Here is a 24,193-nt window from a genome sequence, read left to right as displayed (position 1 = left end):
CACGGTGGTCGAGGAAGGCGCGCTAGCGCCTGTCTCGAGACCACCCCACAGGCAGCGGTCGCGTGGTCTCGAGACGGGACTTCGTCCCTCCTCGGCCACCGTGCACCGACCTCAGACTCCGCCGGCGGCGTACCAGTCCAGGTGCGCCCGGGCGGCGGCGTCCCAGGTGTAGGAGCGGGCCAGGGCGCGGCCGGGCGCGGGGTCGGGCGGGGCGGCCAGCACCCGCTCGAGCACCGCGGCGGTCGCGGCCGGCCCGGCCGCCGGGTCGGCGTACGCGACGACGTCGCCGAGCACCTCGTGCAGCACCGGCAGCCGCCGGGCCACGACGGGCGTCCCGGCGGCCAGCGCCTCGAGCGCGGCCAGGCCGAAGCCCTCCTGGGTCGAGAGGAAGGGCAGCGCGGCGGCCTCGGCCACCAGCGACGGGAGATCGGCCTCCGGCACGACGCCGAGCACCTCGGGCTCGACGCCCAGCTCGGCCGCTCGCGCGTGGAAGCGGTCGCGGTAGGGCCGGTGGTCGAAGAGCGTCTCGCCGCCGGCGAGCACCAGCCGCAGCCCCGGCCGCCGCGCCCGCAGCTGCGCGTAGGCCTCCAGCAGGTCGAGGGTGCCCTTGCGGGGCTCGATGCCGCCGACCGCGAGCAGGTAGTCCCCGAGCCGCTCGCGCCAACGCGCTCGTCCGGCCCGGTCGGCCGCGCCGGCCTCGAACCGCGCCGCGTCGACGCCGTTGGGCACCACCACGGCCTCACGGCCCCAGCCCGCCCGGACCTCCGCTTGGACCGCGGCCGAGACGCACAGCAGGTGCCGCGGCTGCGCGACCGCCCGGTCGTGGCAGGCGACCAGCTCGGGCGTGGTGAAGGTGTCGAGGTGGTGCACCGTACGGCGGCACGGGCCCGACCGCAGGGCGGCGTTGGCGCTGAGGCAGTCCTGCGCGTGCACCACCTCGTAGGCCGACCGGCCCGGCCCGAAGGCGGCGGCCAGCACGTCGATGGACCGGGACATCCGCGACCCGAACGGCTCGTCGGGGCCGAGGTCGGCGAACGGCACCGCGCGCACCCCGACGGCCGGGTCGACGGACCGGAAGAAGCCGGCGTCGCCGCCGCGGGCCAGCGTCCACACGTCGACGGTGGCCCCCGCCCGCACCAGCGCCTCCGCGAGGGCCAGGGTGTGCACGACCCCGCCGCGGGGCTTGGTGGAGTAGGTCAGCAGCGCGACCCTCGGGCCGCTCACCGGTAGGCCGCCGACTCGAGCTCGGCCAGGTGGTGCAGCACCCGGCGGGCCCGGGCGACCTCGGCGGCGACGTCGACGGTGGCGACGGCGAGGCCCCCCTTGGCCGAGGTGCGGGCCAGCACGTCGCCGCCGGGTCCGACGACCTTGGCCTGGCCCAGGAAGCGCAACGACCCGAGGGAGCCGGTCTGGTTGGCGGAGACCCAGACGACCTGGTTCTCCGCGGCGCGGGCGCTGTCGTAGAGGTCGAAGAGCCGGGCCTGCCGGTCCTGCGGCAGCCGGGCCGCGCGGTCGGTGACCGACGCCGGCCACGCCGAGAGGCAGGCCAGCACCTGCGCCCCGTCGAGGGCCAGGGCCCGGGCCGCCTCGGGGAAGGTCTTGTCGTAGTCGATGAGCATGCCCATCCGCCCGAGGGGGGTGTCGAAGGCGTCGAAGCCGGAGCCGGCGGCGTACACGGTCGACTCCCCTGCCGGCAGGTGCACCTTGCGGTGCCGCCCGAGCACGCCGTCGCCGGTGACGCAGACCGCGGCGTTGTGCAGCGCGCCGCCGGCGCCGCGCTCGGCGTACCCGAGGCAGACGACCATCTCCGCCGCGGCCGCGACGACGGCCCGCAGCTCGGGTGCGTCCTCGGTCAGGGCGGGCGGGGCGGACGAGGGGGCGCGGAGGTCGTCGAGGTAGCCCCCGAGGGTCGCGTCGGGCAGCACGAGCAGGTCGCAGCCCGCCTTGCGCGCGTCGGCGACGATGCCGACCACCTTGGCCACCGCCCGCGGCAGGTCACGGCCGAAGTGGGCGGCGACGGCGCCGATCCTGACCGACATCAGCCCTCCACCAACCGACCGTCAGCCGACCGTGACCCCGGTCCGCACCCGCCCGGTGATGCAGGCGGCGAGGTGCTCGGCGTCGCGGGCGATGCCGTGGAAGCGGCCCGACCCCCACGTGTGCAGCCACGGCAGCCCGAGGACGTAGAGCCCCGGCACCGACGTCACGCCGCGCGTGTGGGTGGGCCGACCGTTCCCGTCGAAGACCCCGACGCCGACCCAGCGGTAGTCGGGCCGGTAGCCGATGGCCCAGACCACACTGGTCACCCCGGCCGCGGCCAGGTCGAGCTCGCGCGGCTCCTCGCCCGGCGTCCACACCGGCTCGTAGCGCGAGGGCGGCGGCGCCGCGATGCCCTGCTGGTCGATCCACCGGTCGATGTCACCGCAGATCGAGTTGTACGTCGCGTCGGCGGCGTCGAGGGCCGCGGCCAGCGTCGGGCGGAAGGTGACGGTGCTCCCGCCGGGCTCGACGAGCCCGTCGAGCAGGCCGTGGAGCCGCATCCCGTCGCGGGCGAAGGCGCGCAGGTCGATGTCACGGCCGCCGTCGCGACCGGTCACGTAGTGGTTGGTCTTCTCGCGGGCGGCGAGCCCGCCGGGGTACTGGGCGACGGCGGTGTCGTAGAGGCCCATGTCGGCCAGCCAGGTCATGCAGTCGCGGCCGCGGTAGGTGCGGGCGACGCGGGGGGCGTCGCCGAGGGCCAGGTGCACCCGGCGGCCGGCCAGGTGCAGGTCCTCGGCGATCTGCGCGCCGGACTGGCCGGACCCCACGACGAGGACGGCGCCGTCGGGCAGCTGGTCGGGGCGCTCGTAGTCGGCGGAGTGCAGCTGGGTGACCGCCGGGTCGAGGGCCACGGCCCAGGGCGGCACGATCGGCAGGTGGTAGCCACCGGTCGCCACGACCACGTGCTCGGCCTCCCACGTCACCTCCCCGTCCGGCCCGGGCCCGAGGGTCGTGAGCACGAACCCGCCGCCGTCGCGCTCGACGAGCGAGGTGACCCGGGTGTGCTCGACCAGGGGCGGGCCGAAGGTGGCGGCGTACCCACCGAGCCAGGCGACCACCTCGTCGCGGGTCATGAACCCGTCGGGGTCGGGGCCGTCGTAGGCGTAGCCGGGCAGCCGGCAGTGCCAGTTGGGCGTGACGAGCGTGAAGGAGTCCCAGCGGGTGTCGGCCCACTCGTGGGCCGCGGTGGCGGCCTCGAGCACGACGTGGTCGACGCCGGCGCGGGTGAGGTACCAGCTGGTCGAGAGGCCGGCCTGACCGCCGCCCACGACCGCGACGGTGACGTGGCGGGTGCTGCTCATCGTTCCTCCTCGGGCATCGGGGGCCACATCCGCACGACCTCGACGAGGTCGTCGGCGGCGTACGCCGTGGCGGCGCGGCTGATCTGCTCGGCGGTGGCCGCGGCGGCGGTGCACGCGAAGCCGTGCTTGGCTCGGACCCGGTCGCTGGCGATGCCGAGGGCGTGCACCGCGCGGCGGGTGAAGTCGGTGACCGTGTAGGCCTCGCCCTCGGCCAGGTGCTCGTGCATGACCAAGGACGGCGACCAGCAGTCCTGCTCGCGCCCGTCGGGCCAGCGGACGACGACGCTCATCTCAGGCACCGACCCGCTCCCGGTACAGCTCGGGCCGGCGGTCGCCGAGGTGGTACATCGACCGGCGCGCGCCCTCGAGCACCGCCGGCACGTCGACCTCGGCCCAGGCCACGCCCGGCCCGGTGCCGGTGGCGGCCAGCACCTCGCCGCCGGGGCCGACGACCTTGGCCGAGCCGACGAAGCGCAGCGAGCCGAAGGAGCCGGCCTGGTTGGAGGCGACCCAGACGATCTGGTTCTCCAGGGCGCGGGCCCGGTCGAAGAGGTCGAAGCGGTGCTTCCACCGGTCGTCGGCGAGGTCGGCGGCCGAGGCGGTGCGCGAGGCCGGCCACGCCGAGATGCAGGCCACGACCTCGGCGCCGTCGAGGGCCAGCGCCCGAGCCGCCTCGGGGAAGGCCTTGTCGTAGCAGATGAGCGCCCCGACCCGGCCGACCGGCGAGTCGACGGCCGCGAAGGCATCGCCCGCGGCGTAGTAGAGGCCCTCACCCAATGGCTGGTGGACCTTGCGGTGCACCCCGAGCACGCCGTCGCCGCTGACCACGGCTGCGCTGTTGAAGCGCTCTGCGCCGTCGGACTCGCAGAACCCGACGACGACGGTCATCTCGCGGGCCAGGGCCGCGACCCGGGCCAGCTCGGGCCCGGCGACGTCCATCACCGGGGGCAGCGACTCCGGCGCGTCGGTGTGGGTGCCGTCGCGGCCGGCCCCGAGGACCGAGAGGTAGCCGCCCAGGCAGGCCTCGGGGAAGGCGAGCAGCGACACCCCGCGCGAGCGGGCGTCCTCGACGAGGGCACCGATCTGGGCGAGGTTGGCCTCGACGTCGCGGTCGAAGCCGGCGCACACGGCGCCGATGCCGATCGGTCCGGTTCGGCCGGTCGTGGTGCTCATGATGCGGCTCCCATCCCGGTGACGGTGGAGGTGACGGCCTCGGTGACGACGCCGTCGGGCCAGCGCAGCCCGACGCCGTGGCCGGCCACCAGCTCGCCGCACGTGCGGCTGGTGACGAAGCCCGGCAGGTCGGCGCGGGCCACGGTGGTCTCGGTGGTGACCATGGCGAACCCGGGGAAGCAGGTCAGCCAGTCGCCGTACGCCGCCCCGTCGGGTGCGGGCACGGCGTCGACGTCGAGGACGGCGCGGCACCCGGAGGCCTCGGCGAGCATGCCGGTGGTGCCGACGAGCCCGCTCATGCTGACGTCCTTGGCCGCGGTCGGGGCCAGGGCGGGCACCACACCGGCGAGGGCTCGCAGCTCTGCGCCGGTGCGGTGGCTGGAGGAGTCCCACTGCGAGCCGGTGTAGCGCGGGCGCCAGCCCCCGCCGAGGTCGGCGGTGACGCGCAGCGCCTGCCCGGGCGCCGCTCCCCCGCCCGGGACGGGGCGGTCGGTGCGACCGAGCGCGGTCACCGACAGGGCGGCGGGGACGCCGAGCTGGGTGTGGCCACCGAGCACGGGCACGCCCCAGGCGCGGGAGGCCTCGGCGAGCCCGCGCAGGACGCGGCGGGCGAAGGAGGCGTCCCGGGCGCCGACCGCGTCGAGCATCCCGACGGGGGTCGCGCCCATGGCGGAGAGGTCGTTGAGGTTGACCAGCGCCGCGCACCAGCCCGCCCACTCGGGGTCGCGCTCGACCATCGAGGGCAGGATCGCGTCGCACGCGGCGACCAGGTCGGAGCCGGGCACCGGGGCGCCGTCGTCCCCGACGAAGCCCGCCGGCACGCCGGGCGCGAGCCCCGCCAGGAGGTCACCGAGGGCGGCCTTGGTGGCGTCGACCAGCCGCTGCACCCGGGCGATGGGCCAGTCGACGACCACGTGCGGGTGCCCGTGGAGGATGGTGCGCCTCCGCGGCACCCAGCCCAGGCGGCGGAAGAGGCGCTCGTTCTGCGCCTGGACGGTGGCGTCGAAGCGCAGCGCCCCGCGCTGCTCGGCCTCGGCGCACGCGGCCCGCACGAGGGCGGCGCCGACCCCCAGCAGCATCCGGGCGTCGGAGGCCACGGCCAGGCGCGAGCCGCGCCACCAGCCGAGGTCGCGCCGGGCTGCCGGGTCGGCGGGATGGATCCGCACGCCGCCGAGCACCTCGCCGTCCGCGGCCACCGCGACCAGCACGACGGTGCGGGGGTCGTCGTCGACGTCGTCGCGGTCGGAGCCGGTGAACAGGCCCTGCTCGTGCACGAACACGTCGCGCCGCAGCCGGTGGTACGCCGCCCGCTCGGCCGCGTCGGCCTGGACGACGGTGACGGCGAGGGTGGTGTCGCCGGTCGGGGCCCGGCGGGGTCCGGCGAGGACCACGTCGTCGACCAAGGAGGAGAGCGTCACGACGCCACCTCCTCGCCCGAGCACGACCCCAGGGCCGAGCAGGCGCCGCAGGCGGCGCAGCCGGCGGCCTGGTCGGAGCCGAGCATGCTGTGGGCCCGCAGCGCGGCCGCGACCTGGGTCGTCACCCGGTAGACGGCGGCCGGGTCGGGCGCGGTGGCGCCGTCGACGTCGGTGGCCAGCGTGCCGGCAAGGGGCCGGAACGGCACCACGAACGGGTAGACGCCCATCTCGACGAGCTCGACCGCGCCCCGGACCAGCTCGTCGGGGTCCTCGCCGAGGCCGACGAGGAGGTAGGTGGAGACCTGGTTCCACCCGAAGACCCGCACCGCCTCGGCCCAGGCCGCGTGGTACTCGCTCATCGGGACCGACCCCTTGCCGGGCATCCAGCGCCGCCGCACCTCGTCGTCGAGCGACTCGACGTGGATGCCGATGGAGCGGGCGCCGGCGTCGTACAGCTCCTGGATGGTGGCCAGGTCGCCGGGCGGCTCGCACTGCACCTGGATCGGCAGGTCGGGCAGCACCTCCCGCACGGCGCGGACACAGCGGGCGAGGTGGGTGGCGCCGCGGTCGCGGCCGTTGGAGGTGCCGGTGGTCATCACCACCTGCGTGACGCCGTCGAGCTCGTGGGCCGCGAGCGCCACCTCGGCGAGCTGGGCGGGCTGCTTCACCGCCACCGTGGAGCCCTGGCGCAGCGACTCCTCGATGGCGCAGAAGCGGCAGCGCTCGCTCTCGGCGTACCGCACGCAGGTCTGCACGACCGTCGTGGCCAGCACGTGGGAGGAGTGCAGGCGGGCGATCTGCTCGTAGGGCACGCCGTCGGCGGTGGTGAGGTCGTAGAACCGCGGGCGGGCCACGGCCTCGACGCCCATGCCGGTGTCGGCGCCGTCGAGCAGCAGGCGTCCGCCGCGGACGGTGTAGGGGCTGCGGGGGTTGAGCGGCACCGCCGCCCCCACACCGTCGAGCAGCAGGTGCCCGTCGTCGCTGGGGCCGGCGCCCGCGCGGCGCGCGACCGGTGCGTCCGTCGGGCCGGCCAGGCGGATGCCCTGGATCGCGACGTCGACGCGGGTGTCGGCTCCCATGTCAGTCGCCGCTCAGAGGTTGTAGACGCTGTTGATGATCGCGCCCTTGTTGGCGAAGTGGATGACCGCGTCCTGCACGTCGAGCGGGTGGCAGGGGATGACGCCCTCGATCAGGTCCTCCTCGCGCTGGCCGTGCAGCGCCATCCCGAACCGGCAGCACAGCACGGTGCCGCCCTCGGAGATGAACGTCTTGATGGCGTCGTTCATGTTCTGGTTGCCGGGGAAGGCGACGTCGCCGGTGGTCGGGAACCCGCGGGTGTCGGCGCAGGCCAGGGCCCCGGGGCCGTAGAAGTACAGGGTCGCGTTGAAGCCCTTGCGCAGCGCGCGCGTCGTCTGCAGGACCGCCACGAACGAGACCGACGACTCGTGCGGGATGCCGTGCACCAGCGTGAGCCAGGCCTGGCCCTCGCTGGCCTGGTAGTCGGGGAAGAGCTTGGTCGAGCCGTAGAGGTTGGTGCCCTTCTCCTGGGAGGGGTGGGGGATCTCGGAGCGCGACTTCTCCATCGCGGCCAGGATCTCGTCGTCGAACACGGACATCGGGTGTCTCCCTTGGTCGGGTGCTGGTGCCGGGTGGGTGGCGGGTCTTCAGGCCCCGTAGAGGGCGTCGAAGTTGTGGTGGAAGAAGGCGTCGGCGAGGGCGCCGTCGCCGGTGGCGGCGCGCAGCCGGGCGTGCTCGCCCTCGAAGTCGCCCCACGGGGCGTCGGTGGCGAAGAGCACGCGGTCGTGGCCGACCCCGCGCCGCTCGATCTCCTGGGCCAGCCAGGCGGGCGCGAAGCCGATGGCCCAGCTGGTGTCGGTGAAGACCTGCTTGCCGGCCTCGACCCAGTCGAAGAACAGGCCGCCGATGAGCTTGAGGTGGCCGCTCATGCCCCCGCCGAGGTGGACGAGGTGGATCTTGGCGGTGTCGCCGTACCGGTCGACGAGGGTCCCGATCCGGTCGACGTCGGAGGCGGCGCCGGGGCTGGTGTGCACGTGCACGACGAGGTCGTGCTCGGCGGCGGTGGCGAAGAGGCGGTCGAGCTGGGTCACGCAGGCCGGGTCGTCGGGCGCCCCGCCCAGCAGGAAGCTGGTCTTGAGCGCCACGACGCCGTCCTCGGCGGCGAGCCGCAGCGCCTCGTCGTTGCGCTCGGCGTCGGACTCCAGCGGGCTCACCCACAGGCCGCACCGCACCCGGTCGTCGTGCTGGGCCGCCTCGAGGGCGAGGTGGTTGAGCCCGAAGGCGACCTCGGGGTCCGGCACGCCGTAGTTGGGCAGCACCAGAGCCCGCTCGGTGCCCTCCTCGTCGAGGGTCGCCACGAGCTCGCGCACCGTGGCCAGCGCCGTGGTGTCGGGGTTGATCGGGGGGCCGCCGTAGAACCCGTACGCCGGCAGCCGACCGATGTGCCGGTGGGCGTCGCGGTGGGCTCGGGTCATGGGAGAAGCCCACCGCCGCGACGTTTCGGACTGGTTTCGGGCGGAACACGGCCCGTGACGCGGCCGGTAAGAAGTGCGTTACCCGGCGTCGAGGCCCGCGTCGAGGCCCGCGTCGAGGCCCGCGTCGACCTGGTCGAGGAAGGGGAGCACGGTCGCGGCGAGCCGGTCGGGGGCCTCCAGCGCGACGTGGTGGCCGACGCCGTCGACCTCGGCCGCCTGCACGCGGGTCGCGACCTGGGTCATGGTGGTCGCGGTGAAGGGCCCACTCCCGCCGCCGACCGCGAGCACGGGCACGTCGACCGGGTGGGTGGCGACGAGCGCCCGGAGCTCCTCCCCCTCGGTCAGCAGGGAGCAGCAGAGGGCGGCCGCGCCGTTCCACCCCCCGGGTCGGTCGAGACCCCGGGCCAGCTCGGCCACGTCGGCCGCGCTGACCGCCTCGGCCACGCGGTCGTCGTTGGCAGGGCCCACTGGAGCGGCTCGGCGCCACGGCGCTCTCCGACCTCGAGACCCAGCTGCGGATCATCGTGGGTGACACCGGCGTCCGGCCCGACGCACCGGGGTGGGTGGCCACCCTCGACTGACTGCCTACCGCCGTCCGCCGTCCGCGTGCCCGGCGTCGGGGACGAGTGGGCGACCTGCAGGTCGACGCGCACCACGAGCAGCTCGACGGCCCCGTCGGAGGCGAGCCGCACGGGGCAGGAGCCGTCGCCCCAGCCGCCGTGTCTGGGCACAGGGTCCACACCGCGGGTGGCCCAGTGGAGGGACCCTAGTCTCGGTCGCGTGAGTGCACCAAGGGCGACGACCGACCAGCGCATCGGGGTCCTGATCGATGCCGACAACACCTCCAGCGCGCATGCCGGAGCGATCCTCGAGGAATGCGCCAGGTTCGGGCAGCCGACGGTCAAGCGGGCGTACGGCGACTGGACCACCCAGCACCTCGTCGGTTGGAAGAGCGCGCTGCTGACCCACGCGATCCAGCCGGTCCAGCAGTTCGCCAACACGCGCGGCAAGAACTCGACCGACTCGGCGCTGATCATCGACGCGATGGACCTGCTGTACGCCGGCAACCTGGAGCGCTTCGCGCTCGTCTCCTCCGACAGCGACTTCACGCGTCTGGCCACCCGGCTGCGCGAGGAGGGGCGCTACGTGGTGGGCATCGGCCGTCGCACGACGCCCGAGGCGTTGGTCGCGGCGTGCGACGAGTTCAAGTTCATCGAGGTCATCACCGGCGAGCAGGAGGCAGGGGACAGCGAGGACCCGGAGGCCCCGCAGTTGCCCGACCTGCCTCGGATCTTCCAGTCGGCGATCGACGGCACCTCGGACGACGACGGCTGGTCCCACCTGAGTGCGGTCGGCAGCCACATCCAGAAGCGGCACGCCTCCTTCGACCCACGCAACTACGGCTTCGCCAAGCTGGTTGCCCTCGCCCGCGCCCAGGACTACCTCGACGTCGAGCAGACCGGCAACGTCACCCGCGTCCGGCGGCGGCCGGGGCGCAAGGGCGCCGCCAAGCGCTAGGGGTCTTGGGCCGGCACGGCGGCGCGCTCGAGCCGGGCCGCCAGCCGGCCCATCTCGGCGCGGAGCTCGGGCGGTCCCACGACCTCGACCTCGGCGTCGTACCGGACCAGGGAGGCGACCAGGCCGGCCCACGACCAGGACCCCGCCAGCACCCGGCAGCGGTCGGGGCCGAGGGGCTCCACGGTCGCGTCCCCGGCGTACGGCGTGACGGCGGACGCCGGCAGGTGCACGACGACCTCGCCGCGGCAGGGCCACTCGTCGGGGCCGGAGGACCCCTTGAAGCGGGCGGCCACGAACGTGGCCACGTCGACCCCGCCGGGCAGCTCGCGCGGCTCGAACCGGGGTCCGAGCGGGGTGCGCAGCCGCATCCGGTCGACCCGGAACGTGCGCCAGTCGTCGCGGTCGGGGTCCCAGCCGACGGCGTACCAGCGGCCGGCGCGGGCGACCACGTGGTGCGGGTGGACGCGCCGGGGCGGCCCGTCGGTGTCGCCGTGGTCGCCGTGGTCGCCGTGGTCGCCGTGGTCGAAGCGCACCACCTGCCGGGTGCGGACGGCGTCGGCCAGCACCACCAGCACCTCGGGGTCGACGGTCGCACCACCCGCGTCGCCGGCGCCCGGCGTACGCCGCAGGGCGACGACCTCGAGGTTGTCGACGCGGTGCCGCAGGCGCGACGGGAGCAGCTGGCGCACGGTGGCCAGGGCGCGGGCGGCGCCGTCACCGATGCCGGCGCCGGACGCCGTGGCCATGCGCAGCGCGACGGCGAGCGCCACGGCCTGCTCGTCGTCGAAGAGCAGCGGGGGCAGGTCGGCGCCGGCCTCGAGCCGGTAGCCGCCGTCGGGGCCCATGACGGCGCGGACCGGGTAGCCGAGCTCCCGCAGCCGGTCGACGTCGCGACGCACCGTGCGCTCGCTGACCTCGAGGCGGCCGGCCAGTGCGGGGCCGGACCACTCGCGCCGGGCCTGGAGCAGGGAGAGGAGCGCCAGGAGGCGACCCGACGGTCCGGACATGACCTCAGGATGCCGCACGTGCCGGACAGGACCTGACCTGCACTGCCGACAGCATGGAGCCCGTCGACCGGCACCGGCCGGTCCCCGACGCCCGAGGGGCTCCCATGACCGTGCAGACCACCACCCACCTGAACTTCCGCGGCACCGCCCGGGCCGCGCTCGAGCACTACCACTCCGTCTTCGGCGGCGACCTCTTCGTGGCCACGCACGCCGAGGCCTACCCCGAGCCCGGCGTGGGCGAGGCAGACCTGGTCGCGTTCGGCCAGGTCACCTCCCCCACCGGCTTCCGGGTGATGGCCTTCGACGTCCCGTCGGCCCGGGCCTGGGAGCGCGGCCAGGACTCGTTCTGGGTCTCGGTGCGCGGCGACGACGCCGACGAGCTGACCCGCTCCTTCGAGGGTCTCGCGCAGGGCGGGACCGTGCTGGTCCCGCTCGGCCCGTCGGGCTGGTCGCCGCTGTACGGCCTCGTCGTCGACGCGTACGGCGTCACCTGGGTCGTCGACCAGGAGGTCGCCTACCAGGGCTGACGCCCGTGGCGGTCTGGACCGGCGCGGGCGCTCGGGGAACCGTCCGTCCCCGGCGCCCGTCCCTGCCCCATGACCTCTCCCCCGCGCTCTCGGGCCACCCGCCAGGTCCCGCTCGCCACCGTCCTCCTGCTGCTCGCCCTGCTCGGGGCTGCCTGCTCGACAGGCGACACCGACGACAGCGGCGGTGAGGAGTCGTCGGTCGTCTCCGAGCCGGCGGGCGGCGTGTCTGCCGCCGACGACGGGAGCGAGACGGGCGCGTCGGGCGGGTCGCGCGACTCCGCCGAGCCCGCCCTGGCCCCGGCCGGCGACCGGCTCGCGATCGTCCGCACCGGCACCGTCGACTACCGCACCCCCGACGTGCGCGACACCCGCACCGAGGTCCTGCAGGCGCTGCGGCCGCGCCAGGTCCAGGTGGCCGAGGAGAGCACCGACGCCGACGAGGACGGCGGGGCCGTGCTGACCACGATGACTCTGCGGGTGCCGACGGAGGTGTTCACCGCGGCCATGACCGACCTCGAGCGCCTCGGCGCCGAGGGTGACGTCACCGTCACCGACTCCGGTTCCTCGGCCGTCGACGTGGCCGACCAGGTCGTCGACGTCGACGTCCGGGCCGCCCTGCAGAGGCGCAGCATCGAGCGCATCGGCGACCTGCTCGAGCGGGCGGGGTCGATCCGCGACGTCGTCGGCATCGAGCGCGAGCTGGCCCAGCGCGAGGCCGACCTCGGCTCCCTCCAGCAGCGCCAGGCCCTGCTGGCCGACCAGACGTCGTACTCGACGATCACGGTGCGCATCGAGCGCGACGACCCGCCCGCCCCGCGCGCGGAGGACGAGCAGGGGTTCCTGGCCGGCCTCTCGGCCGGGAGCGACGCCTTCGGTGCCACCGCGACCGCGCTGCTCACGGCCGCCGGCGCCGTGCTGCCGTTCGCCGTCGTGGTCCTGCTGGTCGGCCTGCCTCTGCGGGTGCTGCTGCGTCGTCGTCGGCCCGCGGCGCCCGTGCGTCCCTGACGGCCGAGCCCCGGCCCGAGCCGCACCGACCCGGCCCCATGAGGCCGTGGACTTCTCCGAGCTGCAGGACCAGGCCCGCGCCGTGCGCCGTCGCTACGCCGCGGCGGAGCGGGAGGCCTACGGCCGCTCGTGGACCGCGGAGGAGGTGGTGCTCGGCTTCGTCGGCGACGTGGGCGACCTCGCCACGCTGGTGCAGGCCGCCGAGGGCGTGCGCGGCGACGCGGGCACCGCCGACGTCGGCGAGGCCCTCGGGCACGAGCTGGCCGACTGCCTGTGGGCGGTGATGACGATCGCCGACTGCTACGACGTCGACCTCGAGTCGGCGTTCACCAGCACCGTGGCCGAGCTGCGGGCCCGGCTCGACGGCTGAGGGCACGGACCCCCGGGGGCGTCGTGCTCAGCGGTGCTCGGCGTCCCGGCGGAAAGCCATAGCCCGCCTCGAGCGCGTCAGATGACCTCGAGCACCGTGGACAGCGCGCGGAGCATGACGAAGACCCCGCCCAGCGCGCACGCGTCACTTGCGGCCCGGTCCGCCCCAGGGCGCCCCGATGCCGTAGGCCTGGTCCATCTCGAGCTGGCTGCGGTGGTAGGTGACGAGCCGCTCGGCCTTCATCTGGCCGCCGCCGGTGTTGGTGAGCATCGCGACCGCGCAGACCGGCAGCGGCTGGCTCTCGTCGAGCGCGACCTCGATGGTCGGGCCGCCCTGCTGCGTGACCCGGACGATGCCGTCGGCCTGGGCCCAGTTGGCGACGCCCTCGTAGATCATCGCGTAGAGCAGGATGCGGTCGAACCGGTCGGCGTACCGCTCGTTGATGCGCAGCGTCTCACCGCCCGTCGCGGCACCGCTGCGGTCGTCCTGGTCGAGCTGGATCCACGGCACCTGGTCGTAGCTGCCGAAGCTGCCGCCCAAGGCCTGGATGCCGCTGACCTGGCCGGTCGAGAGCACGAACAGGCAGCACAGGTCGAGGTCGATCCCGCCCGAGGACCGGGGCTGCAGGAACCCCCGCTTGCGGCCCTTCTGGGCCGAGGGGTCGGCCGGCGCGGCCTGGTTCCAGTTGAGGTTGACCACGAACGCGCCGCCACTGCCCTTGGTCAGGTCGACCGACTGGCCGCGCTTGGTGAGGGTGATCTTGCTGTCGCCGTACGCCGGCGCCGCGGCCGGGGCGGCCGGGGCCGGAGGCGGCGGAGGCGGCGGGGGCGGCGGGGCTGCCGCGGCCGGGGCGGCCGGGGTGGCGGGAGCGGGCGGTGGGGGCGGCGGGGGCGGCGCTGCAGCCGCGGCCGGGGCGGGCTCCTCCCCCACCGTGATGCCGAAGTTGGTGGCGATGCCGGCGAGCCCGTCGGCGTACCCCTGGCCGACGGCGCGCAGCTTCCACGCGCCCTGCCGCCGGTAGACCTCGACGCAGAGCAGCGCGGTCTCGGTGGTCAGCCCGTCGGGCACGAAGGTGGCGACGGGGGCACCACCGGCGGAGACGGTGAGGGTGAGCCCGCCGAGCTGACCGAAGGTCGCGGGCCCGCCGCCGTCGAGGCTCGCGGAGACCACGACGCGCTCGATCTCCTCGGGCACCTGGGCCGGGTCGACGTCGACCCCGTCGGCGCGGTGGCGGACGCCCCCCGCGGACGGCTGGTTGTAGAAGACGAAGTCGTCGTCCCCCCGGACCTTCCCCGCGGCCGTCAGCAGCAGCGCCGAGACGTCGACGGCCGCCGCCGCCTGCACCTGCACGGCCACCGGTCCGGGTGGGAGGGGGACGTTCTGGCCCTTGCCGAGGGTCTGCGCCATGACCGGAGCCTACGGGCGCCCCTGCGGAGCGTCCGGCCGCGGCGACCGGCTCAGAGCGGGTAGGTCTGCACGAACTCCGTCAGCCGCGCGAGCTGGTCGGGGTCGGTGGCGGGGATGACGCCGTGGCCGAGGTTGAAGACGTGGCCGCGAGCGGCGCGGCCGGCCTCGATGACCTCGGCGGCGCGGGCCGTCATGACCTCGGTCGGGGCGAAGACGAGGGTGGGGTCGAGGTTGCCCTGCACGGCGCGGTCGCCGACCTGCGGCACCGCGGTGGCGAGCGGGGTGCGCCAGTCGACGCCGACGACGTCGGCGCCCGCCTCGCCCATCAGGCCGAGCAGGTTGGAGGTGCCGACGCCGAAGTGGATGCGCGGCACGCCGAGCTCGCCCGCGGCCGCCAGCACGCGCGCGGAGTGGGGCATCACCGAGGCGCGGTAGTCGCCGGGGGTGAGCGCGCCGGCCCACGAGTCGAACAGCTGCACCGCCGAGGCCCCGGCCGCGACCTGCACCTCGAGGTAGGCCGCGGCGATGCCGGCGATCTTGCGCATCAGCGCGTCCCACACGTCAGGGGCGCCGAACATCATGGCCTTGGTGCGGGCGTGGTCCTTCGACGGCCCGCCCTCCACGAGGTACGACGCCACGGTGAACGGCGCGCCCGCGAACCCGATGAGCGGCGTGCCGCCCAGCTCGCCGACCAGGCCGCGGACCGCCTCGGTGATGAACGGGACGTGGTCGGGCGTGAGGTCGGGGATCGCCTCGACGTCGGCGAGGGTGCGCACCGGCTGCGCGACCACGGGACCGACGCCGGGCTTGATGTCGAGGTCGACCCCGACCGCCTTGAGCGGCAGGACGATGTCGCTGAAGAAGATGGCCGCGTCGACGCCGTACCGGCGCACGGGCTGCATCGTGATCTCGACGACCATGTCGGGCCGCATGCACGACTCGAGCATCCCGACGCCCTCGCGCAGCCGGAGGTACTCCGGGAGCGAGCGGCCCGCCTGGCGCATGAACCACACGGGCGTGTGGCTCACGGGCTCGCCTCGGACGGCCTGCAGGAAGGCGCTCTGCGCCAGGTCGGGGTGCGGTGCCACGGGCCAAGCCTCCCACTCGCTCGGGCGTGTCCCGATATCGGTTGTCCCCGGGCGCACCTACCCTGACCTCATGGTCGTGCGCCAGCCCACGGGCGAGCAGAGCGCCGCGCCGGGCGAGTTCCGGGCCGCGGTCGCCGCGATGCGTGCCGCCCCGCTGCGTCCCGAGGTCTTCTGCGAGGAGATGCCCGCGCCCCAGCGCATCGCGCCCCACGCCGCCGCGCTGTCGGCCGACGTGACCGTCGACGGCGTCGACGTCGGCACGGGCCGGATCATCTTGCTGCACGACCCGGCCGGCAACGACGCGTGGGACGGCACGTTCCGCTGCGTGGCCTACTGCCGCTGCGAGGTCGAGCTCGAGCTGGTGGCCGACCCGATGCTGGCCGAGGTCGGCTGGTCGTGGCTGGTCGACGCCCTCGAGGCCCACGGCGCCGAGCACACCCACGCCTCGGGCACCGTCACCCGCGTGGTCACCGAGTCCTTCGGCGGCATGGCCGAGGACGGCGGCACCGCCCAGGTCGAGGTCCGCGCCTCCTGGACGCCCGTGGTGGGTCCGGCCGGTCTCGACATCGCGCCCCACGTCGAGGCCTGGGGCGAGCTGTTGTGCACCGCATCGGGACTGGAGCCCGTGCCGGACGGGGTGGCCGTGCTGCCCAGCCGCCGCGGGCAGCGGGGCAGCCCCGGCCGATGACGCCCACCGACGACCCCACCGCCGACCCCACCGCCGACACCGAGCCGGCCGAGGCCCCCGACGCCCCCGAGCCCCCGCAGGCCGAGCTGCTCACCCTCGCCGACGGGCTGCCCGAGCTCACCGACACCCCCGAGGGCCTGGCCCGGGTCGCGGCCGCCATCGCGGGTGGCACCGGCCCGGTGGCCATCGACGCCGAGCGCGCCTCTGGCTACCGCTACTCCGGGCGGGCCTACCTCATCCAGCTGCGCCGCGAGGGCGCCGGCACGGCCCTGGTCGACCCCGTCGCCCTCGACACGCTCGCCCCGCTGGCCGAGGCCCTCGACGGCACCGAGTGGATCCTGCACGCCGCCACCCAGGACCTCCCCTGCCTGACCGAGGTCGGGCTGCGGCCCTCGGCGCTGTTCGACACCGAGCTCGCCGGCCGGCTCCTGGGCTACCCCCGCGTCGGCCTGGCCACGCTCGTCGAGACGCTGCTGGGCTTCCGGATGAAGAAGGAGCACTCAGCCGCCGACTGGTCCACGCGCCCGCTGCCGAAGGCCTGGCTCGAGTACGCCGCCCTCGACGTCGAGGTGCTCGTCGAGCTCCGCGACCGGCTCGCCGCCGAGCTGGAGGAGACCGGCAAGGACGAGTGGGCGCGCCAGGAGTTCGAGGCGCTGCGGTTCTTCACCCCGACCCCCCGGGTCGACGCCTGGCGCCGCACCTCGGGCCTGCACCGGGTCCGCGGTCGGCGCGCGCTGGCCGCGGTCAAGGCGCTGTGGGAGACCCGTGACGAGCTGGCCGCGCGCCGCGACGTCACGCCGGGCCGCATCATCCCCGACTCCGCCATCGTCGCCGCCGCCACCGCGCTGCCCACCGACCGGGCCGCCCTGCAGTCCACGCCCGGCTTCCACGGCCGCGGCGCCGAGCGGTACGCCGCCCGCTGGGTCGACGCGCTCACCGAGGTCGCCGCGATGGAGGAGGACGAGCTGCCCTCGCGCCAGCCGCGCGGCGACGGTCCGCCCCCGCCGCGGGCGTGGGCCGAGAAGGACCCGGTCGCCGCCGTACGCCTGCAGCTGGCGCGGGCCGCGGTCGCCGAGCTGGCCGAGCACCACGTCGTGCCGGCCGAGAACCTGCTCACCCCCGACACGCTCCGCCGGGTCCTGTGGGCCCCGCCCGCGACCCGCGACCCGGGCGAGCTGCTCGACGGCGTCGTCGACCTGCTCACCGGCCTCGGCGCCCGGCCCTGGCAGGTCGCGTTGACGGCGCCGGTCATCGTGCGGGCCGTCCTCGACGCCGACGAGCAGGCCCGGGCCGACCGGGCACGAGCCCGCAGCCAGCGGTCGGCTCAGGACGCCGAGGGGTCCTCCGACGGCGACGGGGTGTAGTCGGGGTCGAGCACGGCCCGCGACGCCTCGTCGGCCTCGGCGGCGAGCTCCTCGACGTCGATGACGCCCGGAGCGGTCAGCATCTGCTCCAGCAGCGGCCCGACGGCCTCGTCGAGGCCGGTGGGGTCCTCGACGATCGGCACCAGGCGCAGCGCGTCGAGGCTGGCGTTGAAGACCCCGGCGTGCTCGGGCTGCTCGCCCGGCTGCAGGAACGCGGCCGAGCGGGCCACGGCGACGTTGGACGGCACGACGTAGCCGCTGCGGGCCAGGGGCGCGACCGACTCGTCGGAGATCGCGTGGACCAGGAAGTCGGCCGACTGCTGCTCGTGGTCACCGGGGGCGATGCACAGGCCGGTCAGGTCGCCGACCGTGGCCGCGCTCCCGACCTGCGGCATCGGCATCACGTCGAACGACAGGCCCTCGACCTCGCGCAGCTGCGGCACCAGCTCGCGGGTGCCGACGACCATGCCGAGCCGGCCGCGCTCGAACCACTCCAGCGGTGAGGCCTCGGCCAGCTGCTCGTCGCTCAGGGTGACCGTGGGGTCGCGCAGCAGCCGCAGGACCGTCTCGAGGGTGTCGATGTTGTCGCTGCTGGCCAGGGCGAGCGAGGTCGGGTCGGCGCCGTCGTCGTACAGGGAGCCGCCGCCGGAGAGCAGGAACGGCGCCAGCTGGGTCAGGTCGGGCTCGACCGCGACACCGCGGTTGTCGCCGCGGCGGCTGGCGAACGCGGCCGCGGCCGCGAACTCCTCGAAGGTCCAGCCGTCGAGCGGCTCCTCCTCCGGCGCGGGCAGGCCGCGCTCGCGCATGCGGTCGAAGTCGACGAGGTCGGTGTTGTAGAAGACCACCTCGGGCGAGGCCGTCGACGGCATGCACTGCAGGTCGTCGTCAGCGGAGAACGCCTCGATGGCGGGCTGGGCGTAGCGGTCGCCGTAGCTGACGTCGCGGGCCTCGAGGAGCTCGAAGAGCGGCACGTTGAGCTCCTGCTCGATCACCGTGCCGAGGTCCTGGCGCGAGACGAGGTAGACGTCGGGCGGGCCGGCGCCCTCGGCGACGTCCTGGCGCATCGCGGCCTGGCTGGGCCAGGTGAGCATGTCGACCCGGACGGACTCGGCGGTCTCGTTGTAGCGGTCGACCATCTGCTGGTACGCCGCCACGACCGGCTCGGGGCCGAAGACGCCGAAGGTCAGGCTGGTGCGGCCGTCGGCGCCGGGGTCGGGCGCCCCCGGCGCGGGCGCCTCGCCGCTGCACGCGGCCAGCGCGCCGGCCAGGAGCGCGGCGGCGGAGGCCACGGCGACCAGCCGGCGTCGGGGACGTCGGCTCATCGTGCTCCTCGGGGCTGGCGGCGGGGCGGCGGCTGCGGGTGGACCGCGTCACCCTACCCAGCGAGGGCCGGACCGCCCTCCTCCCGGGAGACGAGACGTCGAACACGCCGGACCGGGAGCGCCTCACGGCGCGTGGCCGCTCGTAGCGGCTTGTTGTGGGACCCGGGGCTGCCACAGCCCGACGTGCTCGACGGGTACAACGTTACTCGCCGCTGGATGTTCCCCAAGGGGTCTCGGCGACTTCTTGCGAGGATGTGGAGATCGTCACCCGGGGCTGCGGGCGCAGCGGGATACGTTGAGCCCGCGTTGCCCGGTGAAGACGGCTCTCAGGGCAACCAGGACTCAACGTATCCCCCAGAAGCGCCTCGGCAGCCGCGTCAGGCCAGGCGACCCGCGAGCTCGAGGTGGCCGGCGGCCTCGAGCTGCTCGGCGAGGCCGAGCATCCGGCGCACCTCGCTGTCGCTCGGCTCGGCGAGGACGGCACGGCCGGTGGCCACGACGTGGGCGAAGGCGGCCGCGCGCAGGAGGACGTCGGCGAAGTCGCCGACCGCGATGCCGCGCAGGACCTCGTCGAGCATGGCCTTGAGCTCGTCGGGGCCGGGCGGGTCGGCGACGCCGGCGAGCACCTCGGAGACCTGGGCGCGGGTGCGGCCGGCGTCGAACTCGCGGGCGGCGCGGACGGGTTCGCGGTGCACCCACGACCGGAGCACGAACAGCCGCCACAGGCACCCGGCGAGGGAGTCGGCCGGCGAGCCGGACCACACCTCGGCGATGGTCTCGATGCCCTCGTCGTCGGCCAGGCGGAGCAGCCGCTCGGCGACGCCGGCGTCACCGCGGGCCTCGGGCCCGCGCACCAGCACGGTGGCCGCCCGCTCGGCGGCCTCGGTCACCAGGGCCGGGTCGGCGCCTCCCTCGACCTCGTCGAAGAACCCCGACCAGCGCTGCATCGGCCGGTGGTGGGGCCGGGACGGCGGGGTCGCTTCGCTCACCGGCCCACTGTAGGCAGCCCGGGGTGCAGGCAGCCGGGGTGGGACTCAGCCCAGCGCCTTGCGGATGCGCTGGTCGCTGACCGGGCCGTCGGTGCCGAGCTGCTGGGCCCACAGCGAGACGCGGTACTCCTCGAGCATCCACCGCACCCGCCGCAGCCGCTCGTCGGGCGGGCGCCCGGCGGGGAGGGCGGCGACCCGGTGGTCGTAGGCCTCCTGCAGCGGCAGGACCTGGTCCATCAGCTGCCGGTCGCGGTGGACGCCGGGACCGTCGAGCCGCTCGCGGCGGGCCTCGACGGCCCGCAGGTAGACCGGGTAGCGGCGCAGCCGCCGCGCCCCCGCCTCGCCCACGAACCCAACGGGCACCAGCCGCGCCAGCTGCCCGCGCATGTCGGTCAGGGCCGGCAGCTGGAGCATGTCGGCGCGGCCGCCGAGCGCCTTGTCGACGGTGCGCCAGCGGTCGAGGCCCGCGATGACGTCGCCCACCACCGCGCGCACCGCCGCCTCGTGGTCGCGGCGCGCCTCGGCCACCAGCGCGTCGTACGACGCCTCGTCGCGCACGACGGGCCGGTCGTCGACGAGGTCGGCGAGCACCGCGACCCGGCAGTCGGCGAGGAGGTCGGCCACGCTCGCGTACGGCGACCCGGCGAGACCGAGCTTCTCGAGGTTGGTGAGCGAGTCGACCACGCGGGAGGTGGGGTCAGGCACCGCGAGCGCGAGCAGCCGGCGGGTGCCGAGGCGGTGGCGGGCGTCGGCCTCCTCGCGGGAGCCGAAGACCTGCAGGCCCACGGTCGCGCCCTCGTCGACCAGCGCTGGGTACGCCGTCACCTCGTGGCCCGCGCGCCGCTCGGTGATCGAGGGCGCCAGCGTGCCGAAGGTCCAGGCGGTCTGGCCGGTGGCGGCCAGGCCGGTGTCGGAGGCGACCTCCTCGAGCGCGGCCGCGAACTGAGGCCGCAGCGGCGCCTTGAGCGCCTCCAGGTCCTTGCCGCGGGCCTGCTCGGCGCCACCCTCGTCGACGACGCGGAACGTCGGGCGCAGGTGGTCGGGGACCTTGGCCCAGTCCCACGCCTCCCGGGGCACGACGACCCCGGCCGTCGCGCGGCACCAGCGCTCCAACGCGTCGAGCAGCGGCTCCTCCCCGGCCGGCACCTCGCGCAGGAAGGTGCGCGCCTTGTCGGGGGCGGGGACGAGCGGGACGCGGAGGTTCTTGGGCAGGCTCCGGATGAGGCTGGTGACCAGCTCCTCGCGCAGGCCGGGGACGTTCCAGGAGAAGTCGCCGTCGTCGACCCGGTTGAGGGTGGCCACGGGCACGTCGATGGTCAGGCCGTCGTCGACCGCGCCCGGCTCGAAGTGGTAGCTGATCGGGAAGGTCAGGCCCGCGCGGTCGCCCTGCCAGGCGACGGGGAAGTCGGTGTCGCTGACCTCGGCGTCGCGGGTGAGCATGTCGAGGTCGAACGTCAGCAGGGTCGGCCGCTGCTGCCGCTCGCGCTTCCACCAGGTGTCGAAGTGGGCGCCGCTGACCACCTCGGCGCCGACCCGGGCGTCGTAGAACTCGAACAGCGTCTCCTCGTCGACCACGATGTCGCGTCGGCGGGCCCGGTGCTCGAGCTCGGAGGCCTGCTCCAGCAGCTCGCGGTTGCGGGCGAAGAACTGGTGGCGGGTGTGCCACTCCCCCTGCACCAGGGCGTGCCGGATGAACAGCTCGCGGCTGACCACCGGGTCGACCGCGCCGTAGGAGACGACCCGGTCGGCGACCAGCGGGACGCCGTACAGGGTGACGCGCTCGTGGGCGAGCACCGAGGCGCGCTTGGTGCTCCAGTGGGGCTCGGAGTAGGTGCGCTTGACCAGGTGGGCGCCGAGGCGCTCGGCCCACAGCGGGTCGATGGCGGCGTTCTGGCGGGCCCAGAGCCGGCCGGTCTCGACGAGTTCACCGGCCATCAGGAACGGGGGGTTCTTCCGGTGCAGGCCGCTGCCGGGGAAGATCGCGAACCGGGCGCCGCGCGCACCGACGTACTCCCGCATGGCGCGGCGACCCGCGGCGTCCTTCTTGTCGCGCTCCTCGAGCAGCCCGACGTGGGAGAGCAGGCCGGAGAGCAGCGCCTGGTGGATGCCGTCGGCGTCGGGCACGTCGGCGGGCTGACCGAGGTGGATCTTCATCTCCTTGCACACCTGGCGCAGCTGCGACTCGAAGTCCTGCCACTCCCGGACGCGCAGCCAGTTGAGGTGCTCGCGCTTGCACATGCGGCGGAACGCGCTGCTGCTGAGCTCCTTCTGCTGGGTGCGCAGGTAGCGCCAGAGCTCCAGCCAGGTCAGGAAGTCCGACCCCTCGACCTTGAAGCGGGCGTGCTGCTGGTCGGCCTGCGCGCGCTGCTCGGCCGGCCGCTCGCGCGGGTCCTGCAGGGAGAGCGCCGCGGCGATCACGACCACCTCGCGCACGCAGCCGAGCCGCTCGGCCTCCAGGATCATCCGCGCGAGCCGGGGGTCGATGGGCAGCCGGGCCAGCCGCCGGCCGACCTCGGTCAGCCGCGGCCCCTCGTGCGCCGTACGCCGCCCGCGACCGCGGCGAGCCCGGGAGGGACCCGTCGGCTCGGGGGCGGCGGGACGCGGCGTGGTGTCGAGGGCGCCGAGCTCCTCGAGCAGCTGGGTGCCGGCCTGCACGTTGCGCTTGTCGGGCGGCTCGACGAACGGGAAGCGGGCGACCTCGCCGAGACCGAGGGACGTCATCTGGAGGATGACCGAGGCGAGGTTGGTGCGCAGCACCTCGGGCTCGGTGAACTCCGGACGCGCGTCGAAGTCCTCCTCCGAGTAGAGGCGGATCGCGATGCCGGGCGCGACGCGCCCACAGCGGCCGGCGCGCTGGTTGGCCGAGGCCTGGCTGACCGGCTCGACGGGCAGCCGCTGGACCTTGGTGCGCACCGAGTAGCGGGAGATGCGGGCCAGGCCGGTGTCGACGACGTACCGGATGCCGGGGACGGTCAGCGAGGTCTCGGCGACGTTGGTGGCCAGCACGACCCGGCGGCGACCGTGGGGGGCGAACACGCGGTGCTGCTCGGCGGCCGAGAGACGGGAGTACAGCGGCACGATCTCGGGTCCGCGCTCCCCCAGCGCGGAGGACAGCGCGTCGGCGGTGTCGCGGATCTCGCGCTCGCCGGGGAGGAACACGAGCACGTCGCCGTCGCCCTCGCGGCCGAGCTCCTTGACCGCGTCGACCACCGCCTCGGTCTGGTCGCGCACCAGGGGCTCGCCGTCGTCGTCGTCCTCCTCGAGGTCGACCAGCGGCCGGTAGCGGACCTCGACGGGATAGGTACGCCCGGAGACCTCCACCACCGGGGCCGGCGTGCCGTCGGGCCCGGCGAAGTGGGTCGCGAAGCGGTCGACGTCGATCGTGGCCGAGGTGATGACGACCTTGAGGTCGGGACGGCGCGGCAGGAGCCGCTTGAGGTAGCCGAGCAGGAAGTCGATGTTGAGCGACCGCTCGTGGGCCTCGTCGACGATGATCGTGTCGTAGCGGCGCAGCATCCGGTCGCGCTGCAGCTCGGCCAGCAGGATGCCGTCGGTCATCAGCTTGACCCGGGTGGCCCGCGAGGTGCGGTCGGTGAACCGCACCTGGTAGCCCACCGGGCTGTCGGGCTCGCCGATCGCGGTGCCGAGCTCGCTCGCGATGCGCTCGGCCACCGACCGCGCCGCGATGCGGCGGGGCTGGGTGTGGCCGATGACGCCGTCGCGGCCGCGGCCGAGCTCGAGGCAGATCTTGGGCAGCTGGGTCGTCTTGCCCGAGCCGGTCTCGCCGGCCACGACGACGACCTGGTGGTCGCGGATCGCGGCGGCGATGTCGTCGCGGCGCTGGCTGACCGGGAGGTCGGGCGGGTAGGAGATGCCCTGCTCCAGCGCCGACTCGGTCATGGTCCGTCCATTCTGCCGGGTGCCCGGGCGGGTCGGCGAACGGGTCACCCCTTGCCCGACCTATCGAATCTCGATAGATTGTGGCCGTTGCTCGACACCTGGAGGTCCCCGATGCCCCGCTCCACCGTCACCGCGCTGCGCGTGGTGCTCGCCCTGGGCCTGGCCGGCTCGCTGTTCGTGCAGGTCGTGATGGTCCCGCTGCTCGCCGCCGACCTCGATGACGCACCCGCGGGCGTCCGCTGGCCGGTGGTCGCCATCGTGCTGCTCGGCATCGTCTGCGTGCAGGTCACGATGGTCTGCACCTGGCGCCTCACCACGCTCGTACGACGCGGCGCGGTCTTCTCCCAGACCTCCTTCCGCTACGTCGACGCCGTGGCCGCGTCGGCCGCCGTCGCGGCGCTGCTGCTCTTCGCGCTGGGGGCCGTGGCCGCGCCGGGCGAGGACGTCGCGCCGGGCGTGGTGCTGCTCATCGGCGGCGCCGGCGTGCTCGTGCTCGGCGTCGCCCTGCTCGTCCTCGTGCTGCGCGCGCTGCTGGCCCAGGCCGTGGCGCTGCGCACCGAGCTCGACGCGGTCATCTGAGGCCG

23 protein-coding genes are annotated in these 24,193 nt (G+C 75.2%); 7 read left to right on the top strand and 16 right to left on the bottom strand.

What is annotated here, in order from left to right; genetic code table 11:
• Positions 1-111: 111 nt before the first annotated feature.
• The 10 genes from FJQ57_RS14855 to FJQ57_RS14810 all read right to left on the bottom strand — a co-directional run bounded on the left by FJQ57_RS14855 (position 112) and on the right by FJQ57_RS14810 (position 8,868).
• Positions 112-1,224: an MSMEG_0565 family glycosyltransferase gene (locus FJQ57_RS14855; RefSeq protein ID WP_139981629.1), complete on the bottom strand. Its 1,113-nt coding sequence runs from the start codon at positions 1,222-1,224 to the stop codon at positions 112-114.
• Positions 1,221-2,039, bottom strand: a complete 819-nt coding sequence (locus FJQ57_RS14850) for a carbon-nitrogen hydrolase family protein (protein WP_246081833.1) — start codon at positions 2,037-2,039, stop codon at positions 1,221-1,223. The genes FJQ57_RS14855 and FJQ57_RS14850 overlap by 4 nt, the downstream gene beginning before the upstream one ends.
• A 21-nt stretch (positions 2,040-2,060) precedes the next feature.
• Positions 2,061-3,341, bottom strand: a complete 1,281-nt coding sequence (locus FJQ57_RS14845) for an MSMEG_0569 family flavin-dependent oxidoreductase (protein ID WP_139981625.1) — start codon at positions 3,339-3,341, stop codon at positions 2,061-2,063.
• A complete protein-coding gene (locus FJQ57_RS14840) occupies positions 3,338-3,631 on the bottom strand; it encodes an MSMEG_0570 family nitrogen starvation response protein (protein WP_246081848.1) in 294 nt (97 codons plus the stop codon). The genes FJQ57_RS14845 and FJQ57_RS14840 overlap by 4 nt, the downstream gene beginning before the upstream one ends.
• A 1-nt stretch (position 3,632) precedes the next feature.
• Positions 3,633-4,514, bottom strand: a complete 882-nt coding sequence (locus tag FJQ57_RS14835; protein WP_139981621.1) for a carbon-nitrogen hydrolase family protein — start codon at positions 4,512-4,514, stop codon at positions 3,633-3,635.
• Positions 4,511-5,932 carry an MSMEG_0567/sll0787 family protein gene (locus FJQ57_RS14830; RefSeq protein ID WP_139981619.1) on the bottom strand — a complete coding sequence of 474 codons (1,422 nt, stop codon included), beginning with the start codon at positions 5,930-5,932 and terminating at the stop codon, positions 4,511-4,513. The genes FJQ57_RS14835 and FJQ57_RS14830 overlap by 4 nt, the downstream gene beginning before the upstream one ends.
• On the bottom strand, positions 5,929-7,011 hold the full coding sequence (locus FJQ57_RS14825) for an MSMEG_0568 family radical SAM protein (RefSeq protein ID WP_139981617.1): 1,083 nt from the start codon (positions 7,009-7,011) through the stop codon (positions 5,929-5,931). The genes FJQ57_RS14830 and FJQ57_RS14825 overlap by 4 nt, the downstream gene beginning before the upstream one ends.
• Positions 7,012-7,023: 12 nt before the next feature.
• Entirely contained in the window at positions 7,024-7,548 is a 525-nt protein-coding gene (locus FJQ57_RS14820; protein ID WP_139981615.1) for an MSMEG_0572/Sll0783 family nitrogen starvation response protein, read from the bottom strand.
• 48 nt (positions 7,549-7,596) lie between these two features.
• Positions 7,597-8,424, bottom strand: coding sequence for an amidohydrolase family protein (locus FJQ57_RS14815; RefSeq protein WP_139981614.1), 828 nt, complete (start codon positions 8,422-8,424; stop codon positions 7,597-7,599).
• A gap of 78 nt (positions 8,425-8,502) precedes the next feature.
• Positions 8,503-8,868, bottom strand: coding sequence for an alpha/beta fold hydrolase (locus FJQ57_RS14810; protein WP_139981612.1), 366 nt, complete (start codon positions 8,866-8,868; stop codon positions 8,503-8,505).
• Between the two features lie 336 nt (positions 8,869-9,204).
• On the opposite strand from FJQ57_RS14810, the gene FJQ57_RS14805 reads away from it, so the two are divergent.
• On the top strand, positions 9,205-9,942 hold the full coding sequence (locus FJQ57_RS14805; RefSeq protein ID WP_139981609.1) for an NYN domain-containing protein: 738 nt from the start codon (positions 9,205-9,207) through the stop codon (positions 9,940-9,942).
• Here FJQ57_RS14805 and FJQ57_RS14800 read toward each other — a convergent pair.
• On the bottom strand, positions 9,939-10,949 hold the full coding sequence (locus FJQ57_RS14800; protein WP_139981607.1) for a helix-turn-helix transcriptional regulator: 1,011 nt from the start codon (positions 10,947-10,949) through the stop codon (positions 9,939-9,941). The genes FJQ57_RS14805 and FJQ57_RS14800 overlap by 4 nt on opposite strands.
• A 104-nt stretch (positions 10,950-11,053) precedes the next feature.
• Here FJQ57_RS14800 and FJQ57_RS14795 point away from each other — a divergent pair, with 104 nt between their 5' ends.
• The 3 genes from FJQ57_RS14795 (at position 11,054) to FJQ57_RS14785 (ending at position 12,851) form a co-directional block, all read left to right on the top strand.
• On the top strand, positions 11,054-11,476 hold the full coding sequence (locus tag FJQ57_RS14795; RefSeq protein ID WP_139981605.1) for a VOC family protein: 423 nt from the start codon (positions 11,054-11,056) through the stop codon (positions 11,474-11,476).
• A 69-nt stretch (positions 11,477-11,545) separates the two neighbouring features.
• Positions 11,546-12,481, top strand: a complete 936-nt coding sequence (locus FJQ57_RS14790) for a DUF4349 domain-containing protein (protein ID WP_139981603.1) — start codon at positions 11,546-11,548, stop codon at positions 12,479-12,481.
• A 46-nt stretch (positions 12,482-12,527) separates the two neighbouring features.
• Entirely contained in the window at positions 12,528-12,851 is a 324-nt protein-coding gene (locus FJQ57_RS14785) for a nucleoside triphosphate pyrophosphohydrolase family protein (protein ID WP_211348951.1), read from the top strand.
• 144 nt (positions 12,852-12,995) lie between these two features.
• Here the strand turns inward: FJQ57_RS14785 and FJQ57_RS14780 are convergent, their stop codons facing one another.
• Positions 12,996-14,258 (bottom strand): TerD family protein, encoded by a 1,263-nt coding sequence (locus tag FJQ57_RS14780; protein WP_139981601.1) that lies wholly within the window; start codon positions 14,256-14,258, stop codon positions 12,996-12,998.
• A 50-nt stretch (positions 14,259-14,308) separates the two neighbouring features.
• Positions 14,309-15,346 (bottom strand): uroporphyrinogen decarboxylase, encoded by a 1,038-nt coding sequence (hemE, locus tag FJQ57_RS14775; RefSeq protein WP_139981599.1) that lies wholly within the window; start codon positions 15,344-15,346, stop codon positions 14,309-14,311.
• A 70-nt stretch (positions 15,347-15,416) separates the two neighbouring features.
• On the opposite strand from hemE, the gene FJQ57_RS14770 reads away from it, so the two are divergent.
• Both FJQ57_RS14770 and FJQ57_RS14765 read left to right on the top strand, forming a co-directional pair.
• Positions 15,417-16,034 carry a DUF3000 domain-containing protein gene (locus tag FJQ57_RS14770; protein ID WP_139981597.1) on the top strand — a complete coding sequence of 206 codons (618 nt, stop codon included), beginning with the start codon at positions 15,417-15,419 and terminating at the stop codon, positions 16,032-16,034.
• The gene (locus tag FJQ57_RS14765; protein ID WP_139981595.1) at positions 16,031-17,398 is read left to right on the top strand and encodes a ribonuclease D; all 1,368 of its coding nucleotides are present in this window, start codon (positions 16,031-16,033) and stop codon (positions 17,396-17,398) included. Before FJQ57_RS14770 ends, FJQ57_RS14765 begins: the two co-directional genes overlap by 4 nt.
• Here the strand turns inward: FJQ57_RS14765 and FJQ57_RS14760 are convergent.
• The 3 genes from FJQ57_RS14760 to hrpA form a co-directional block, all read right to left on the bottom strand.
• Entirely contained in the window at positions 17,359-18,720 is a 1,362-nt protein-coding gene (locus tag FJQ57_RS14760) for an extracellular solute-binding protein (RefSeq protein WP_139981593.1), read from the bottom strand. The genes FJQ57_RS14765 and FJQ57_RS14760 overlap by 40 nt on opposite strands.
• 377 nt (positions 18,721-19,097) lie before the next feature.
• Positions 19,098-19,709, bottom strand: a complete 612-nt coding sequence (locus tag FJQ57_RS14755; protein WP_246081832.1) for a hypothetical protein — start codon at positions 19,707-19,709, stop codon at positions 19,098-19,100.
• A 45-nt stretch (positions 19,710-19,754) separates the two neighbouring features.
• On the bottom strand, positions 19,755-23,609 hold the full coding sequence (gene hrpA / locus FJQ57_RS14750; protein ID WP_139981591.1) for an ATP-dependent RNA helicase HrpA: 3,855 nt from the start codon (positions 23,607-23,609) through the stop codon (positions 19,755-19,757).
• 111 nt (positions 23,610-23,720) lie between these two features.
• Between hrpA and FJQ57_RS14745 the strand changes: the two genes are divergently transcribed.
• Entirely contained in the window at positions 23,721-24,188 is a 468-nt protein-coding gene (locus FJQ57_RS14745; RefSeq protein ID WP_139981589.1) for a DUF2975 domain-containing protein, read from the top strand.
• The last annotated feature ends 5 nt before the right edge of the window (positions 24,189-24,193 follow it).

It is taken from the genome of Nocardioides litoris (assembly GCF_006346315.1).
Lineage (GTDB): Bacteria > Actinomycetota > Actinomycetes > Propionibacteriales > Nocardioidaceae > Nocardioides > Nocardioides litoris.
The sequence above is the reverse complement of the archived record's forward strand: the minus strand, read 5'-3'. Positions and strand labels throughout refer to the sequence as shown.

Coding starts and splice junctions, on each gene's coding strand:
- FJQ57_RS14850 (WP_246081833.1), bottom strand. CDS start 2,039: ATGTCGGTCAGGATCGGCGCCGTCGCCGCCCACTTCGGCCGTGACCTG.
- FJQ57_RS14845 (WP_139981625.1), bottom strand. CDS start 3,341: ATGAGCAGCACCCGCCACGTCACCGTCGCGGTCGTGGGCGGCGGTCAG.
- FJQ57_RS14840 (WP_246081848.1), bottom strand. CDS start 3,631: ATGAGCGTCGTCGTCCGCTGGCCCGACGGGCGCGAGCAGGACTGCTGG.
- FJQ57_RS14835 (WP_139981621.1), bottom strand. CDS start 4,514: ATGAGCACCACGACCGGCCGAACCGGACCGATCGGCATCGGCGCCGTG.
- FJQ57_RS14825 (WP_139981617.1), bottom strand. CDS start 7,011: ATGGGAGCCGACACCCGCGTCGACGTCGCGATCCAGGGCATCCGCCTG.
- FJQ57_RS14820 (WP_139981615.1), bottom strand. CDS start 7,548: ATGTCCGTGTTCGACGACGAGATCCTGGCCGCGATGGAGAAGTCGCGC.
- FJQ57_RS14815 (WP_139981614.1), bottom strand. CDS start 8,424: ATGACCCGAGCCCACCGCGACGCCCACCGGCACATCGGTCGGCTGCCG.
- FJQ57_RS14800 (WP_139981607.1), bottom strand. CDS start 10,949: ATGTCCGGACCGTCGGGTCGCCTCCTGGCGCTCCTCTCCCTGCTCCAG.
- FJQ57_RS14795 (WP_139981605.1), top strand. CDS start 11,054: ATGACCGTGCAGACCACCACCCACCTGAACTTCCGCGGCACCGCCCGG.
- FJQ57_RS14790 (WP_139981603.1), top strand. CDS start 11,546: ATGACCTCTCCCCCGCGCTCTCGGGCCACCCGCCAGGTCCCGCTCGCC.
- FJQ57_RS14780 (WP_139981601.1), bottom strand. CDS start 14,258: ATGGCGCAGACCCTCGGCAAGGGCCAGAACGTCCCCCTCCCACCCGGA.
- FJQ57_RS14770 (WP_139981597.1), top strand. CDS start 15,417: ATGGTCGTGCGCCAGCCCACGGGCGAGCAGAGCGCCGCGCCGGGCGAG.
- FJQ57_RS14765 (WP_139981595.1), top strand. CDS start 16,031: ATGACGCCCACCGACGACCCCACCGCCGACCCCACCGCCGACACCGAG.
- FJQ57_RS14760 (WP_139981593.1), bottom strand. CDS start 18,720: ATGAGCCGACGTCCCCGACGCCGGCTGGTCGCCGTGGCCTCCGCCGCC.
- hrpA (WP_139981591.1), bottom strand. CDS start 23,609: ATGACCGAGTCGGCGCTGGAGCAGGGCATCTCCTACCCGCCCGACCTC.
- FJQ57_RS14745 (WP_139981589.1), top strand. CDS start 23,721: ATGCCCCGCTCCACCGTCACCGCGCTGCGCGTGGTGCTCGCCCTGGGC.